At 68.0% G+C, this 15,553-nt stretch carries 20 protein-coding genes; 16 read left to right on the top strand and 4 right to left on the bottom strand.

What is annotated here, in order from left to right; translation table 11 throughout:
- Positions 1 to 38: 38 nt before the first annotated feature.
- The 4 genes from ACWAT3_RS02925 (at position 39) to ffh (ending at position 2,916) form a co-directional block, all read left to right on the top strand.
- Positions 39 to 626 (top strand): TetR/AcrR family transcriptional regulator, encoded by a 588-nt coding sequence (locus ACWAT3_RS02925; protein WP_460795720.1) that lies wholly within the window; start codon positions 39 to 41, stop codon positions 624 to 626.
- Positions 627 to 693: 67 nt separating this feature from the next.
- Positions 694 to 972, top strand: a complete 279-nt coding sequence (locus ACWAT3_RS02920) for a hypothetical protein (RefSeq protein WP_460795719.1) — start codon at positions 694 to 696, stop codon at positions 970 to 972.
- Between the two features lie 179 nt (positions 973 to 1,151).
- Positions 1,152 to 1,340 (top strand): RNA polymerase sigma factor, encoded by a 189-nt coding sequence (locus tag ACWAT3_RS02915; protein ID WP_460795718.1) that lies wholly within the window; start codon positions 1,152 to 1,154, stop codon positions 1,338 to 1,340.
- A 13-nt stretch (positions 1,341 to 1,353) separates the two neighbouring features.
- Entirely contained in the window at positions 1,354 to 2,916 is a 1,563-nt protein-coding gene (gene ffh, locus ACWAT3_RS02910) for a signal recognition particle protein (protein WP_460795716.1), read from the top strand.
- Between the two features lie 10 nt (positions 2,917 to 2,926).
- Here the strand turns inward: ffh and ACWAT3_RS02905 are convergent, their stop codons facing one another.
- A complete protein-coding gene (locus ACWAT3_RS02905) occupies positions 2,927 to 4,627 on the bottom strand; it encodes a glycerol-3-phosphate dehydrogenase/oxidase (protein WP_460795715.1) in 1,701 nt (566 codons plus the stop codon).
- An 86-nt stretch (positions 4,628 to 4,713) separates the two neighbouring features.
- Between ACWAT3_RS02905 and ACWAT3_RS02900 the strand changes: the two genes are divergently transcribed.
- On the top strand, positions 4,714 to 5,679 hold the full coding sequence (locus ACWAT3_RS02900; RefSeq protein ID WP_460795714.1) for a sugar-binding transcriptional regulator: 966 nt from the start codon (positions 4,714 to 4,716) through the stop codon (positions 5,677 to 5,679).
- Positions 5,680 to 5,777: 98 nt separating this feature from the next.
- Positions 5,778 to 7,274 carry a glycerol kinase GlpK gene (gene glpK / locus ACWAT3_RS02895; RefSeq protein WP_460795712.1) on the top strand — a complete coding sequence of 499 codons (1,497 nt, stop codon included), beginning with the start codon at positions 5,778 to 5,780 and terminating at the stop codon, positions 7,272 to 7,274.
- Positions 7,275 to 7,287: 13 nt separating this feature from the next.
- Here the strand turns inward: glpK and ACWAT3_RS02890 are convergent, their stop codons facing one another.
- Entirely contained in the window at positions 7,288 to 8,433 is a 1,146-nt protein-coding gene (locus tag ACWAT3_RS02890) for a glutamate--cysteine ligase (RefSeq protein ID WP_460795711.1), read from the bottom strand.
- Between the two features lie 211 nt (positions 8,434 to 8,644).
- On the opposite strand from ACWAT3_RS02890, the gene rpsP reads away from it, so the two are divergent.
- The 4 genes from rpsP to trmD are packed head-to-tail and all read left to right on the top strand — an operon-like array spanning position 8,645 to position 10,634.
- Positions 8,645 to 9,076: a 30S ribosomal protein S16 gene (gene rpsP / locus ACWAT3_RS02885; RefSeq protein WP_460795710.1), complete on the top strand. Its 432-nt coding sequence runs from the start codon at positions 8,645 to 8,647 to the stop codon at positions 9,074 to 9,076.
- A 6-nt stretch (positions 9,077 to 9,082) separates the two neighbouring features.
- The gene (locus tag ACWAT3_RS02880) at positions 9,083 to 9,313 is read left to right on the top strand and encodes an RNA-binding protein (protein ID WP_264157661.1); all 231 of its coding nucleotides are present in this window, start codon (positions 9,083 to 9,085) and stop codon (positions 9,311 to 9,313) included.
- 1 nt (position 9,314) lies between these two features.
- Positions 9,315 to 9,914 (top strand): ribosome maturation factor RimM, encoded by a 600-nt coding sequence (rimM, locus tag ACWAT3_RS02875; RefSeq protein WP_460795708.1) that lies wholly within the window; start codon positions 9,315 to 9,317, stop codon positions 9,912 to 9,914.
- An 18-nt stretch (positions 9,915 to 9,932) separates the two neighbouring features.
- Complete coding sequence (gene trmD / locus ACWAT3_RS02870; RefSeq protein WP_460795706.1) at positions 9,933 to 10,634, top strand: tRNA (guanosine(37)-N1)-methyltransferase TrmD; 702 nt, start codon at positions 9,933 to 9,935, stop codon at positions 10,632 to 10,634.
- A 6-nt stretch (positions 10,635 to 10,640) separates the two neighbouring features.
- On the opposite strand, the gene ACWAT3_RS02865 is transcribed toward trmD, so the two are convergent.
- Positions 10,641 to 11,234: a histidine phosphatase family protein gene (locus ACWAT3_RS02865; RefSeq protein ID WP_460795705.1), complete on the bottom strand. Its 594-nt coding sequence runs from the start codon at positions 11,232 to 11,234 to the stop codon at positions 10,641 to 10,643.
- Between the two features lie 62 nt (positions 11,235 to 11,296).
- Between ACWAT3_RS02865 and ACWAT3_RS02860 the strand changes: the two genes are divergently transcribed.
- A complete protein-coding gene (locus tag ACWAT3_RS02860) occupies positions 11,297 to 11,743 on the top strand; it encodes a pyrimidine dimer DNA glycosylase/endonuclease V (RefSeq protein WP_460795703.1) in 447 nt (148 codons plus the stop codon).
- Between the two features lie 8 nt (positions 11,744 to 11,751).
- On the opposite strand, the gene map is transcribed toward ACWAT3_RS02860, so the two are convergent.
- On the bottom strand, positions 11,752 to 12,534 hold the full coding sequence (gene map, locus ACWAT3_RS02855; RefSeq protein WP_460795701.1) for a type I methionyl aminopeptidase: 783 nt from the start codon (positions 12,532 to 12,534) through the stop codon (positions 11,752 to 11,754).
- Between the two features lie 108 nt (positions 12,535 to 12,642).
- Between map and ACWAT3_RS02850 the strand changes: the two genes are divergently transcribed.
- From ACWAT3_RS02850 to ACWAT3_RS02830, 5 genes are all read left to right on the top strand, one after another.
- On the top strand, positions 12,643 to 13,131 hold the full coding sequence (locus ACWAT3_RS02850; protein WP_460795700.1) for an MFS transporter permease: 489 nt from the start codon (positions 12,643 to 12,645) through the stop codon (positions 13,129 to 13,131).
- Between the two features lie 165 nt (positions 13,132 to 13,296).
- Entirely contained in the window at positions 13,297 to 13,644 is a 348-nt protein-coding gene (rplS, locus tag ACWAT3_RS02845; RefSeq protein WP_460795699.1) for a 50S ribosomal protein L19, read from the top strand.
- A 121-nt stretch (positions 13,645 to 13,765) separates the two neighbouring features.
- Complete coding sequence (gene lepB, locus ACWAT3_RS02840) at positions 13,766 to 14,494, top strand: signal peptidase I (protein ID WP_460795697.1); 729 nt, start codon at positions 13,766 to 13,768, stop codon at positions 14,492 to 14,494.
- Positions 14,494 to 15,153, top strand: a complete 660-nt coding sequence (locus ACWAT3_RS02835) for a ribonuclease HII (RefSeq protein ID WP_460795876.1) — start codon at positions 14,494 to 14,496, stop codon at positions 15,151 to 15,153. Before lepB ends, ACWAT3_RS02835 begins: the two co-directional genes overlap by 1 nt.
- A gap of 67 nt (positions 15,154 to 15,220) precedes the next feature.
- Entirely contained in the window at positions 15,221 to 15,547 is a 327-nt protein-coding gene (locus ACWAT3_RS02830) for a DUF2469 family protein (protein WP_406250040.1), read from the top strand.
- Positions 15,548 to 15,553: the final 6 nt, after the last annotated feature.

Raw genomic sequence — 15,553 nt, 5'->3', positions numbered from 1 at the left:
ACGCGGAGGCGCGGGTCGGCACGCGGTACGGTGAAGGGATGACCACCGACAGCCGTGCAGGGCGCCCCCGCGCGTCGTCTCGGGAGACCCTGGCCGAGGCGGCCTGCGAACTGTTCCTCGAGCGGGGGTACGAGGCGACATCGGTCGCCGACATCACACGTCGTGCCGGCGTGAGCCGCTCGAGCTTCTTCAACTACTTCTCGTCGAAGAGCGACGTGCTCTGGTCAGGGATCGATGAGCGCATCGATCAGGCCGTCACCGCTCTCCGTGCGCTCGGAGCGGATGCCGATGGCGACGCCGTGCGCGGCATCCTGCTCCGGATCGTTCACGACTTCGCCCCGGATCCTCTCGCGCTGGCGCTGCGCAACTCGGCCGTGATGGGGCTCGATGACGAGCTCGTCGGCGATACTGGTCTGCGCCTTGCGCAGTTGGCTTCAGCGGTCTCGGAGTCCGCGAAGGCATCGGGCATCGATGTGATCAGGGCGGACATCCTGGGAGCCGCGCACGCGGCAGCCGTGCTCTCCGCGCTGCGGGTGTGGGCGGAGCAGGGCGCAGGTCAGCTGTCCGTCGAGTCCGTGTTGCTGGAGGCGCTCGGCACGATCCACGACCTTCCCTGGGCGATCTGAACGCCGCGCGGACGAAACGCCCGGTGCCGGACATGTCATGAGTGAAGCGACCGAGGAGGAGGAACTCATGACCAGGGATCAGCTGGACGAGCTGCTGGATGCCGCAGCTCCCGCTGCGCGGACGATCGCGCCGGAAGAGGTGCGAGTCCTGGTGCTCGATGCGCGGGCACAGGCCGCACCACAGCCGCCGCGGGCGAAGAAGACCGCGCTCGTCACGGGTGTGCTCGCGCTGCTGATGGTGGGTGGTGCTCGGGTGGCGACGGCGTCTTCCGACTGGTATCTCTCCCGCCGGACGAACCCCGATGACGCGCCCGACCTGCTCGGCGAGACGATGGTCGTGGCCTGACGTCGGGCCAAGAAGCTGCCGACTGATCCTGAACGGGCGCGGATGCGGCTGTTCGGCATCGCCCGCGGCACGCTGAAGAACCATGCGCGTGCGAGCGTCGCCGCTGGGCACTGGCCGATCGTGTCCGCGGGAGCGTCGGAGCGGACGCGACCGCACCCGCCGCGGATGCCGAAACCGAGGTGCGCGACGCGATCGGGCGGCTCGAGCCCGACCTCGCCGAACTGGTGCGTCTGGTGCACTGGGACCGGCTGAGCCTCACCGATGCGGCCGAGCTGCTCGGCATCCCGGCATCCACCGCCCGGGGCCGTTACCAGCGCGCGAAGGAGCAGCTGCGGGCCGCGCTGAGCGTGGAGCTTCCGCTCGCGTAGAATCGAGAGCACCATGGCTACCTTTGGCACGCTCTCCGATCGGCTCACCGAGACCTTCCGCAACCTGCGCACGAAGGGAAAGCTCACTGCGGCCGACGTCGACGGCACCGTCCGCGAGATCCGTCGCGCGCTGCTGGATGCCGACGTCGCGCTCGTCGTCGTCAAGGAATTCACCGCGAAGGTGCGCGAGCGCGCACTCGGCGATGAGGTCAACAAGGCGCTGAACCCCGCGCAGCAGGTCGTGCAGATCGTGAACGAGGAGCTCGTCGCCATCCTCGGCGGCGAGCAGCGCCGGCTCGAGTTCGCGAAGACCCCGCCGACCGTCATCATGCTCGCCGGCTTGCAGGGGTCGGGTAAGACGACCTTCGCCGGCAAGCTCGCCAAGATGCTCGAGAAGGACGGGCACACGCCGCTTCTCGTCGCAGCCGATCTGCAGCGCCCCAACGCCGTCAATCAGCTCCAGGTCGTGGCTGAGCAGGCCGGGGCGACGATCTACGCGCCGGAGCCGGGCAACGGCGTCGGTGACCCCGTGAAGGTCTCGCGCGACGGCGTCGATTATGCACGACGCCAGCAGCACGACGTCGTCATCATCGACACCGCCGGCCGTCTCGGCGTCGATGCCGAGCTCATGAAGCAGGCGGCGGACATCCGCAAGGCCACCACGCCGGACGAGGTCCTGTTCGTCATCGACGCGATGATCGGTCAGGATGCCGTCAACACAGCCAAGGCGTTCCAGGAGGGCGTCGACTTCACCGGCGTCGTGCTGTCGAAGCTCGACGGTGATGCCCGCGGTGGAGCGGCACTGTCCGTGGCATCGGTCACCGGACGCCCGATCATCTTCGCGTCGACAGGTGAAGGGCTCGACGATCTTGAAGCCTTCCACCCCGACCGCATGGCGAGCCGAATCCTCGACCTCGGCGACGTCCTGACCCTCATCGAGCAGGCGCAGCAGGCGTTCGACGAGGAAGAGGCGATGAAGGTCGCCGAGAAGCTCGCGAACGAGGCCTTCACGCTCGAGGACTTCCTCGAGCAGCTTCAGCAGATGAAGAAGATGGGCTCGATGAAGAAGATGCTCGGGATGCTCCCGGGCATGGGCCAGATGAAGCAGCAGCTGGATGACTTCGACGAGCGCGAGATCGATCGCACCGAGGCCATCATCCGCTCGATGACTCCGGGAGAGCGCCGCAACCCGAAGGTGCTCAACGGTTCGCGCCGTCTGCGCATCGCACGCGGTTCCGGCATGACCGTCACGGACGTCAACCAGCTCGTGCAGCGTTTCGAGCAGGCCGCCAAGATGATGAAGACCGTCGCCCGGGGCGGCACGCCGCAGATCCCCGGCATGGGGCCGATGCCCGGCATGGGACGCACCGGGGCGTCGGCGAAGCGCGGCAGGAAGGGCGCCAAGGCCAAGGGCCCGTCGCGCTCGGGGAACCCGGCGAAGCGCGCGGCCGAGAACGCGGGTGCCCCTGCTGCTTCGGCTGTCGGCACCGGTTCCGGCTTCGGGCTCGGCGGCGGTCAGTCCGCGCCGAGCGAAGCCGATTTCGCCGAGATCCAGAAGCTGTTCGGCAAGGGCTGAGCCCCGCGGATCAGCGCGCCGACGCGGTCTCCGCGTCCACGCCGTGCGCCTCGCGCAGTGTCGTGAGCGCGTCGTCGACCTCGGCATCCGTGCGTACGGAGTCCCAGCCGAGGAGGGGCGCGAGAGCGTCGGCGATCACGCGGATCGCCGCGGCATCCGCATCACCCGTGAAGGCGAGGCTGGTGCGACGGAAGACGACATCGCCGACGTGCTGCACCTTCTCGTGTGCGACCATCCAGGCGAGCTCGCGGGTCGACAGCGCGTCGTCCAGCAGCGGCTCATCGTTCTCGAGTGCGAGGAAGTCCGAGACCTCCGCCGCCCGCGTCCCGTAGCGAAGGAAGAGCACGCGTCCTCTGGCATCGTCGCCGACGTTCTGCCTCAGCCATTCCAGGCGCCGCCGGGGCGTCCGCGGATAGCCGACGCCCCCGCCGATCCGGACGCCCTTCGTGCTGAGCACTCGATCGCGGCCGAGCTCGGCCAGCACACGATCGGCCAACGTCTCGCCGAGGGCCCTGAACGTCGTCCACTTCCCCCCGACGAGGCTGAGCACAGCGGGCATACCCGGGTCCTGTCGCCGCTCGATCCGGTAGTCGCGGGAGACGAAGCCAGGGGCTTCGTCGTCGTGGTGCGGAAGAGGGCGGATGCCGGCGTAGCGGTACACGATCTGCGAACGGTCGACTTCGATCGTCGGGAACACGTGCGCGATGAGTGCGAAGAAGTAGTCGACTTCCTCTTCCGTGCATCGCGCTGGTTCACGCGGATCCGCCTCGATGTCGGTGGTGCCGACGAGCACGCGGTCCTTCAGAGGGTAGATGAGGACGATGCGTCCGTCCTCATGCTCGAAGAAGATCTCGCGACCACCGGTCGCGTCCAGCAGCTCGGGGTGGTCGAGCACGATGTGCGAGCCCTTCGTGCCGCCCATGAAGGTCGTCTCGGTGCCGAGCGCCTCGTTGGTGAGGTCGGTCCAGGGACCTGAGGCATTCACCACGACGTCGGCGTCGATCCGGAACTCGTCTCCGGTCTCCCTGTCGCGCAGCAGGACGCCGGCGGCGTCGAGACCGATCGCCTCCACGTAGTTCAGTGCGTGAGCGCCTGTGTGTGCGGCCTCGCCATCGCGGAGCACATCGAGCGCGAGGCGTTCGGGGTCGTGCACCGAGGCGTCGTAGTACGTGGCGGTGTACTTCACGTTCGGGTCGAGCTTCGGGAGCGCGGCGAGCGACTTCTTCCGTCCGTGGAAGCGGTGCCGCTGGACCGTGCCGCCGTCGCGGGAGAACGTGTCGTAGAGTGTCAGCCCGGCCTTGATGAGGAACGCGCCTCGCTCGGTCGGCTTTCCCTGGCGGTGGGTCAGGAACCGCAGCGGGGCGGCCAGGATGCCGGAGAAGGTGGAGTAGATCGGAATGGTGGTCTCGAGCGGCTTGACGTAGTGCGGGGCGATCCTCAGCAGCCCGTTGCGCTCCTGCACGGACTCCTTGACGAGGCGGAACTCGCCGTTCTCGAGATAGCGGATTCCGCCGTGGATCATGTGGCTGGATGCCGCAGTGGCGCCGCTCGCGAAGTCGTCTCGCTCGACGAGCAGCACATCGACGCCCTGCATCGCGAGGTCGCGGAACGTCGAGATCCCGTTGATGCCCGCGCCGATGATGAGCACACTCGTGCGGCCGGATTCCCGTGCCGTGGTGACCTCGTCGCGCTCTCGAACCGTCTCGCCCATCGTGTGCCCTCCCAGACCTTCACGCTCTATCCTTGATGCACCAGCACACTCGCGCAAGCGGCGTGCACATACGTGCAGGAGGTGGGATGAGCGCGACCGGTCTCAACGATCCGCGGACCGCTTCCGCGTTGCGTGCCGCGCAGATGTACTACCTGCAGGACATGACGATGGATGCGATCGCCCGCGAACTCGGCACTTCCCGCTCCTCGATCTCGCGTCTGCTCAGTCACGCCAGGGAGACCGGGCTGGTCGAGATCCAGATCCATCAGCCGCAGGGGCAGGAACTGCTGCTCGAGGAGGAGATCCGCGGGCGATTCGGCATCGCAGCGCACGTCGTGCCGACGCCGAAGAGCCTCTCCGACGTGGAGCGGTTCGAACGCGTGGCGATGAGCGCGGCCCGGCTCCTGCCGCTCTACTTCGACTCGAACATGACGCTCGGCATCGGGTGGGGCTCCACGCTGGATGCGATCAGCCGCCACCTTCCGCGCAAGGAGACGCGCAACACCACGGTCGTGCAGCTCAACGGCGCGGGCAACACGTTCACGACCGGCGTCGACTACGCCAGCGAGATCCTGCAGCGCTTCGGGCAGGCGTTCGGCTCCGGCATCCAGCAGTTCCCTGTGCCGGCGTTCTTCGACGACCCGCTGACGAAGCAGGCGATGTGGCGCGAGCGCAGCATGCGACGAGTGCTGGAGCTGCAGACCCGCGCCGACGTGGTGCTGTTCGGGCTCGGCTCGCCGTTCGCCGAGGTGCCCAGTCGGGTCTACATCGGCGGATATCTCAGCCGCGATGACTACCGGAGCCTTCGCGAGGACAAGGTGGTCGGGGACATCGCGACCGTGTTCTACCGGCAGGACGGCACGTGGCAGGACATCGAGCTCAATGCGCGAGCGACCGGGCCGGGCTTCGGCGTGCTGGAACGGGTCGCCCGGCGGATCTGCGTCGTCTCGGGGCTGCAGAAGCTCGCCAGTGTGCGTGGAGCCATCGCCACGGGGCTCGTGACCGACCTGGTTCTGGACGAGCATCTGGCGGAGCGCCTCGTCGAGCGCTGATGCACGTTCGTGCACGGCGGACGTCGGGACGCGCGGGGATCTCCTAGGCTGTCGTCGACACGGACATCGCCGTCACGACGCGGGAGAACACCACCGACATGCACATCGTCGCCATCGATCAGGGCACCACCAGTACGCGGGCGATCGTCTTCGACGCGCGCGGCGAGATCGTCTCCAGTGGCCAGCTGGAGCACGAGCAGATCCTTCCGAACGCCGGATGGGTCGAGCACGATGCGGCCGAGATCTGGCGCAATACGCAGTCCGCGATCGAGACGGCCCTCGAGCAGGGGAAAGTGTCGGCCGACGACGTCGCCGGCATCGGCATCACCAACCAGCGGGAGACGGCGGTCGTGTGGGACCGCCGCACGGGCGAGGCGGTGTGCAACGCGATCGTGTGGCAGGACACCCGCACGCAGCGCTTCATCGATGAGCTGGCAGCCGGGGGCGGGGTGCGCCGATTCGCCGAGAAGACCGGTCTGCCGCTGGCGACGTACTTCTCGGCATCCAAGATCACCTGGATCCTCGACAACGTCGATGGTGCGCGCGAGCGCGCGGAGGCGGGCGATCTGCTGTTCGGGACGCCGGACACCTGGCTGCTGTGGAATCTCACCGGGGGAGTCGACGGCGGAGTGCACGCCACCGACGTCACGAACGCGAGCCGCACGCTCCTCATGGATCTGCACACGCTCGACTGGGACGACGAGCTGCTGAGCGCGTTCGACGTTCCGCGCTCGATGCTGCCGGAGATCCGATCGTCGTCCGAGGTGTACGGCACCACCGTGGGCACCGCGCTCGACGGGGTGCCGATCGCGGCGATCCTCGGCGATCAGCAGGCAGCGACGTTCGGTCAGGTCGCGTTCGAGGCGGGGGAGTCGAAGAATACCTACGGCACGGGGAACTTCCTCATCGTCGGCACGGGCGAGGAGATCGTCACCAGCGACAACGGGTTGATCACCACGGTCGCCTACCGGCTCGGCGACGCGGCACCGCGATACGCCCTGGAGGGTTCGATCGCGGTCACCGGTTCGCTCGTGCAGTGGCTGCGCGACAACCTCGGGATCATCTCGCGCTCCCCGGAGGTCGAAGAGCTCGCCCTCACCGTCGAGGACAACGGCGGCGTGTATATCGTGCCCGCGTTCTCCGGGCTCTTCGCGCCGTACTGGCGGCCGGATGCGCGTGGCGCCATCCTCGGGCTCACCCGTTTCGCGAACAAGGGTCATATCGCGCGTGCGGCTCTGGAGGCCGTCGCGTTCCAGACCCGTGAGGTCGTGGATGCCGTGGCCGCCGACACAGGAATAGCACTGTCGGAGATGCGCGTCGACGGGGGTATGGCCGCGAACGCCACCCTCCTGCAATTCCAGGCCGATGTGCTCGGCATCCCCGTCGTCCGACCGGCCATCACGGAGACCACAGCGCTGGGCGCCGCGTACGCGGCCGGGCTCGCGGTCGGCGTCTGGAAGGACCTGGACGAGCTGCGGGAGATGTGGCACGAGGACGCCCGCTTCGAGCCGGGCATCGACGAGGACGACCGCGCCGAGCGACTCGCGCGCTGGCGCAAGGCCGTGACCCGGACGTTCGACTGGGTCGACGCCTGAGTGCCGGAAGGGCTCAGGCGACCGAGCTCACCGGTCCGGAGCGGAACTCGCGGATCAGGTGTCTGACGACCTCATGCAGGTCGCCGTCGGATGCGTCGGCGACCGCGATCTGCCGCTCGTAGCTCGCACCGCCGGTGACGATCGAGCCGGCGCGGGCGAACTCGGCGGCGCACCCGAGGTCGACAGCGATGGGCGCGAGGTCGGCCAGAAGTGCCGAGACGTGCTCGCGCACCGGGGCCTGCGTTCCGTCCGCATCGACGATCAGCCGGGCGTCGAGGCCGTATCGGGCGGCGCGCCACTTGTTCTCGCGGTGAAACCACGCCGGCATGATCGGCAGTCGTTCACCGGCATCCAGCAGCCGGGAGAAATGCTCGACGAGCACCTGGACGACGGCGGCGACCGATGCGAGCTCGGCGAGGGTCGACAGGCCGTCGCAGGCGCGGACCTCGATCGTGCCCCAGCGCGGTGCCGGCCGGATGTCCCAGCGCACCTCGGTCGCGTCCGCCATCACGCCCGTGCGCACCATGTCGTCGAGATAGTTCTCGAAGGCCGTCCAGTCGTGCAGAGCCCAGGGGAGCCCTGCCGTCGGCAGCTGCTGGAACACGAGGGCCCTGTTCGAGGCGTAGCCGGTGCGCTCTCCCGCCCAGAACGGGCTCGACGCTGCCAGTGCCTGCAGGTGCGGGAGATACCCTGTCAGCGCGCCGATGATCGGGAACACCTTGTCGCGGTCCTCCACGCCGATGTGCACGTGGATGCCCCAGATCATCATGTTGCGCCCCCACCACTGGGTGCGCTCGATGAGCGTGTGGTACCGGGTCTTGTCGGTGACCTGCTGGTCGTACCACTGCGCGAACGGGTGGCTGCCGGCGGAGAGCAGCTCGACACCTGCGGGGTCTGTGGCGGCGCGCACCGCGGAGATGGCTGCGGCGATGTCCTCGACCGCGTGCGCGACGGAGGTGCCCACTCCGCTGGTTACCTCGATCGTGTTGGTCAGCAGCTCGCCGGTCACCGTGTGCCGCTCGCTCTCGCTCTCCTCTTCCAGCGCGGAGAGCAGCTCCGGCGCGCGTCCGACGAGGTCTCCGGAGTCCGGATCGGCCAGCATGATCTCCCACTCCAGCCCCACCGTGGAGCGAGCGGATTCGGCGAAAGCGACGGTCACGACGACAGTCTGACACGGCCGACCGCGCGAACCGACGCGCGGAGTCACAACACGTTTCGCGCCAGCGGATCGGATCTGGCAGAATAGAAGGTCGGACGGCTCGCTCGACCCTCTATCCAGCGAGAACGTCCTCCCGCAGAGCTTCCGCCGGGTGTGCACCCCACTCTCCAGGCGATCGGTTCAAACTTCCTTCACACAATTCAGGAGAATCGTGGCTGTCAAGATTCGTCTCAAGCGCCTGGGCAAGATCCGCGCGCCTTACTACCGCATCGTCGTCGCCGACTCGCGCACCAAGCGCGATGGTCGTGTCATCGAGGAGATCGGCAAGTACCACCCCACCGAGGAGCCCTCGTTCATCGAGATCGACTCCGAGCGTGCGCAGTACTGGCTGTCCGTCGGCGCGCAGCCGACCGAGCAGGTCACCGCGCTGCTGAAGATCACGGGCGACTGGGGAACCTTCAAGGGCGACAAGGACGCGAAGTCCACGCTCAAGGTCGCCGAGCCCAAGACCGCGTTCGAGGTCGACGCGTCCAAGAAGTCGGTCGTCAAGCCGAAGGCGGAGAAGAAGGAGGCTCCCGCTGAGGAGGCTCCCGCCGCTGCCGACGCGGAGGCCGCTGAGGCCCCCGCCGCCGACGCCGAGTAATTCGCCGTGCTGGCCGCCGCGCTCGAACACGTCGTCAAGGGGATCGTCGATCACCCGGACGATGTCCGCATCACCGAATCCACGTCGCCGCGAGGCGATCTGCTCGAGGTGCGCGTGCACCCCGATGACCGTGGACGCGTGATCGGGCGCGGCGGTCGCACCGCCAAGGCGCTGCGCACCCTCATCTCCGCCCTCGCCGACGGGCGTCGCGTTCGCGTCGACGTCGCGGACGACTGACGTGGTGGCGAGCGACAAGGCCCAGGGGCGCAATCAGCTGCGTGTCGGCCGTCTGGTCAAAGCGCACGGGCTCAAGGGCGCCCTCAAGCTCGAGCTGTACACCGACAACCCCGGGGCGCGCTTCGTCACGGGGGCCGAGTTCACGTTGCAGGTGCCGGAGGCATCTCCGTGGCACGGCAAGACCATCAAGGTCCGCGAGTACCGCGTCATGAACGGCAACTCGGTCGTCTTCTTCGATGACATCGAGGACCGCACGGCAGCCGAAGGGCTGGTGCGTGCCATCCTGTGGATCGACCAGGATGACGCCGAACCCGAGGACGACGCCTGGTACGACCATCAGCTCACCGGACTCGACGTCGTGCGCGACGGCGAGATCGTTGGACGCGTCGTGCGCATCGAGCACCTCCCGGCGCAGGACCTGCTCATCGTTCGGCCGACCGGCGCGGATGCCGAGACGGAGATCATGGTTCCGTTCGTCCAGGCGATCGTTCCGACGGTCGACATCGAGGCCGGCCGCGTGATCGTCACTCCTCCCGCCGGGCTCTTCGAAGAGCTTCCCGAGGCGGACGCCGACGAGCAGCCGCCCGCCGAAGCATCCTGACCCGCCTATCCTGATCACGTGCGCTTCGACGTCGTCTCGATCTTCCCGTCGTACTTCGACGGGTTGACGCTGTCCCTGCTCGGCAAGGCGCAGGATGCCGGGATCATCGATCTGCGCATCCGGGATCTCCGCGACTGGACCAGCGATCGGCACCGCACGGTCGACGACACGCCGTACGGCGGCGGCGCGGGCATGGTCATGAAGCCGGAGCCGTGGGGGCTCGCGCTCGACGAGCTCACCGGTGCGGAACCGGCTGCCCGGCCGACCATCATCTTCCCGTCGCCCGCCGGTGAGGTCTTCACACAGGCCACGGCACGCGATCTCGCGACGCGCGAGCATCTCATCTTCGGCTGCGGCCGCTATGAGGGCATCGACGAGCGCGTCTTCGAGTACGCGGCCGACCTCGGCGAGGTCCGGCTGGTGAGCCTCGGTGATTACGTGCTGAACGGGGGAGAGGTCGCGGTCATGGCGATGATCGAGGCGATCGGTCGGCTCATCCCTGGTGTGGTCGGGAACCCCGAGAGCCTCGTCGAGGAATCGCATGAGGACGGCCTGCTCGAGTACCCGTCGTATACGAAGCCGGCCTCCTGGCGCGAACGCGACGTTCCCGCGATCCTGCTCAGCGGCAACCATGGCGCGATAGCCTCATGGCGTCGCGAGCAGCAGCTCGAGCGGACGCGGACGCGTCGCCCTGATCTGCTCGGGGACGCCTCGGCCTGACCGCTGTCAGACCACGCGCTCAGTGCGGCCATCGATCTCGAACACGAGGCCGTGCGGATGCCGCAGCGACAGCGCCTGCGCGGCGTCGAGTCCGCGCAGCTCTGCCCGCAGCATCCGCCCGATCATCTCGTGCGAGACGAGCAGCGGTGGGCCATCCGTCGACCAGCCGCATTCGCTGAGCGCTCGGCGGGCGCGCAGGCGCGCCTGCGCATAGCTCTCACCGCCGGGGAACGCCCATCCGTAGCGGTTCTCCGCGCGCTCGGCGCGAGCTCCGGGGAAGGCCGTCTCGATCTCGGCCCACGTCATGCCGGCCATCTCGCCGTGATCGATCTCGGTGAGATCCGCGACCTCCACGACCGACGCGCCCAGTCGCTCGGCGATGATGACCGCGGTGGCGACCGCTCGGCCGAGTGGACTGGTGCACACTGTTCGGATCCCCGACCCGGCCAGCCGTTCGCCTGCGGTCCTCGCCTGAGCGATGCCCTCGGCGGTGAGCGGCGAGTCGAGCCGTCCGTGCAGCCGGCCCTCGAGACTCCATGACGACTGACCATGACGGGCGAGATATGCCCGCTGCGGCACATGGCGATCGCGCGGAATCATGTGCCCAGAATGGCACAGCGGTCCCGAACCGGGGGAGATGTTCCGAGCGATAGCATCGGTGGGTGAGGATCTGGTCTCTGCATCCGAGGTATCTCGATCGTCAGGGGCTGACCGCATCCTGGCGTGAGGCGCTGCTCGCGCAGGCGGTGCTGAACGGCGCGACCCGTGGTTACACCCGGCATCCGCAGCTGTCGCGGTTCCGCGCGAGCGACGACCCGCTCGCCTTCATCGGACAGTATCTGCAGGGCGTGGCGGCGGAGGCCGACGCGCGGGGATATCGCTTCGACCGCACGCGCATCGTCGCGTCAGGCGCCATCACGGGGCCGCTCGAAGTCACCGATGGGCAGCTCGCCCTGGAGTGGACGCACCTGATGGCCAAGCTCACCGTCCGCAGCCCCGAGGTGGGTGCACGGTGGACCGACGTCGTGGTGCCTGAGCCGCATCCGCTCTTCGCCGTGGTCCCCGGTCCGGTCGCCGAGTGGGAGCGTGCGGCGCCGCCGCACGGCTGACCTTCCGCTCAGTCGACGCCGAGGAAGGAGCGATCCGTCAGGATGATCGGCCCGTTGTCGGTGATGGCGATGGTGTGTTCGGAGTGCGCGCCGCGGGACCCGTCGGCGCTGCGCAGCGTCCAGCCGTCCGCATCCGTGACCAGCTCGTCCGTCGTCGCGAGGAACCACGGCTCGATCGCGAGCACCAGCCCGGCGCGCAGGGGGAAGCCGCGCCCGGCGCGCCCGTCGTTCGCGACGTGCGGGTCGCCGTGCATCGTGCGCCCGACGCCGTGCCCGCCGAAGTCGGTGTTGATGCTGTAGCCCTCCGCGTAGGCGATCTCGGCGATCGACGCGGACAGGTCTCCGATGCGGTGGCCGACCGTCGCCGCGGCGATCGCGGCATCCAGCGCACGCTCGGTGGTGTCGATCAGACGGAGATCCTCTTCGCGTGCGGCGCCGACCACGAAGGACACTGCGGAATCCGCGACCCAGCCGTCGACGGCGACGGCGAAGTCGAGCGTGACCAGATCGCCGTCGCGCAGGACGTAATCGTGCGGGAGGCCGTGCAGGACCGCATCGTTGACGGAGGTGCAGATGACCTTTCCGAACGGGCCGCGGCCGAACGAGGGTGCGTAGTCGATGTAGCAGGATTCGGCGCCGACCTTGCGGATCATGTCGTGCGCGCGGCGGTCGATGTCCAACAGGTTCGTGCCGATCCTCGTGTCATCGCGCAGCGTGGCGAGCGTCTCGGCGACGAATCGCCCGGCGGCCCGCATCTCATCGATCTCGGCCGGAGTGCGCAGTTCGATCATGGTGTTCCTCTCATCCTCTCCATTCTCCCGGATCGGCGAGGGGCAGAGCTCCACCCGCTCTCAGCGAACATCGTGACTTGTGCGCGCCGGCCGACGTACGATCGCATCATGTGGTTGCGCGAGGCGTTCTTCCGGTGGCTGATCCCGGCTGCGTTCGTGCTGCCGCTGTGGCTGCTGATCGGCTGGGGTGTGTTCTCCGGCGGCGGCTGGGCGTTCCTGTTCCTCTTCATCGGCATCCCGTCGGTCTTCATCGGCCAGCTGATACTGACCCTGCTCGTTCGGGCGCGGGCATCCGTGCGCATGAGCCGAGCCGTGTCGTGGTGGGACGTCGCCGGCTTCGGCGTGTGGCACGCGCTGACGATCGCCGTCGGGTTCTATCCCTCGTGGTTCGCGCCAGCGCTGACGCTCGCGATCATCGCGGGAATCGGACTGGTGTGGCTGACGCTGTGGCAGCTCTGGCGGGAGGCTCGCGACTCCGGCGGAATCCGGGTGATGACAACGTCGTGGCGCACTCCCGTCGCCGATGAGACCGCGGATGCGCGGGCTGCGGACCCCGAGGTGTTCATCGTCAGGGAGAAGCCGGACGCCGAGCGCTGAGCACGTTTTGGCGGAGCGGGACATTCATGGCAGAATAGTTCCTTGTGCCGTGATCGGCTCTGCCTCAGGGGAGCCCGCGGACGCATCGCGTTCCGTTCAGCACACACCTAACGTATTCCTTCCAGCTTGCACCCGACCTGTGGCGGATGCAGAGAGTAGACGATCATGCAGATCCTCGACGCCGTCGACGCGGCTTCGCTTCGCTCGGACATTCCCGAGTTCTTCCCCGGTGACACCATCAAGGTGCACGTGAACATCACCGAGGGCAACCGCTCCCGTGTGCAGGTCTTCCAGGGCGTCGTCATCGGCCGCCAGGGCGACGGCGTGCGCGAGACTTTCACGGTCCGCAAGATCAGCTTCCAGGTCGGCGTCGAGCGCACCTTCCCGGTGCACTCCCCGGTGATCGACCACATCGAGGTCGTCACCCGCGGTGACGTGCGTCGCGCGAAGCTCTACTACCTGCGTCAGCTGCGCGGCAAGAAGGCGAAGATCAAGGAGAAGCGCGACAACTGAGTCGCCCTCACTTCGAGAGGCACCCCGGGACACTCGTGTCCCGGGGTGCTTTCTTTCGGCCAGGGTGTGCAACGCTTGGTAGGCCGTACCGTTGTCCGGCTGATGCTCGTGAAGGAATGCGATGACGACTGAGTCCACCCCGGCCCCGGCGGCGAAGCGGAGGCGCGGCTTCCTGATCTTCCTGCGTGATGTCCTCATCATCGTGGTGATCGCGGCGCTCGTGTCGTTCCTGGTCAAGACCTTCATCGTCCGCTCGTTCTACATCCCGTCCGGATCCATGGAGCAGACGCTGCTCGTGAACGACCGCATCCTCGTCGATGAGCTCACGCCCCGCTGGACCGGGTACGAGCGCGGTGATGTCGTCGTCTTCAAGGATCCGGGCGGATGGCTCCCGCCTGCGGTCCAGGAACCCGCTCAGCCGCCGCTGATCGCGTTCGTCGACGGCGTCCTGACGTTCGTGGGCGTCTCGGCATCCGACTCGCAGGATCATCTGGTCAAGCGCCTCATCGGCCTGCCCGGCGACCACGTCGTCTGCTGCAACGCGCTCGGCCAGATCTCGGTGAACGATGCGCCGATCGACGAGCTCTCGTACCTGAACCTGCCCGAGGGCGACACGCTCGCGTCGGAGGAGCCGTTCGACGTCACCGTTCCGGACGACCAGCTGTGGCTGCTCGGCGACAACCGGGATCGATCGCAGGATGCCAGAGCGCACCAGGATCTGCCCAGCGGCGGATTCGTGCCGCTGGAGAACGTCGTCGGCAAGGCGTTCCTGACGACGTGGCCGTTGGACCGGATCGGCCTGATCGACGGCCACTACGACGTCTTCAACGGAGTCCCGGACCCGCAATGATGACGGTCGTCGCCCCCTCGCTGCGGTTGGAGCGCACGCTGCTCAAGGAGCACGAGCTCATCATCGCTCTCGACGAGGTCGGTCGTGGTGCGCTGGCGGGACCCGTCACGGTCGGTGCGGCGGTGATGGATGCCGCTGGCGCGCGGCGCCGAGTCCCCGAAGGCCTGCGCGACTCGAAGCTCATCACCGAACGACGGCGCCCTGAGGTCGCCCTGCGAGCCGCGGCGTGGGTGCCGGCATCGGCTCTGGGGTGGGCGAGCGCGGCCGAGGTCGACGAGGTCGGCATCATGCGCGCGCTCGGGCTCGCCGCCTCGCGTGCCGTGTCGGCGATCGCGGAGCAGGGTGTTCCCGCCGAGCGGGCGCTCGTCATCCTGGACGGAAATCACGACTACGTCTCGGCCGTGCATCCGACCGGCCTCCGTGTGCGGCCGGTGATCAAGGCGGACCGGGACTGCGCCTCGGTCTCGGTGGCCTCTGTGATCGCGAAGGTCGCGCGCGATTCGCTGATGGCGCAGTTGCATGACGAGCACCCCGCCTATCAATGGGACCGCAACAAGGGGTACGCCAGCCTGGAGCATCGGACGGCCATCCGCGAGCACGGGCTCTCGCCGCTTCATCGGTCGTCCTGGGCGATCGCTGACGCGCCCACCCTGTTCTGACCTCCGGTGGCGCGGGAGGTGGCATGGTGCGCCGAGCGGGCGCGTGGCCTCGTAGGATGGTCTCATCATGGATGAGGAAGCCTTCGACGATTACGACCGCGAACTCGAACTCGCACTGTTCCGCGAGTATCGGGATGTCGTCGCGCAGTTCCAGTACGTCGTCGAGACCGAGCGCCGCTTCTACCTCGCGAACGAGGTCAACGTGGTGCGCCGGGACACCGAGCACGACTTCTACTTCGAGATCTCGATGACGGACGTGTGGGTGTGGGACATCTACCGCGCCGATCGCTTCGTCAAGGCGGTGCGGGTGCTCACGTTCAAGGATGTCAACGTCGAGGAGCTGCAGCGCCGCGAGTTCGAGCTGCCCGAGGAACTGTCGCTCGACGGCAAGTGACTCGCT

The organism is Microbacterium sp. GXF0217, from assembly GCF_054798195.1.
The sequence above is the reverse complement of the archived record's forward strand: the minus strand, read 5'-3'. Positions and strand labels throughout refer to the sequence as shown.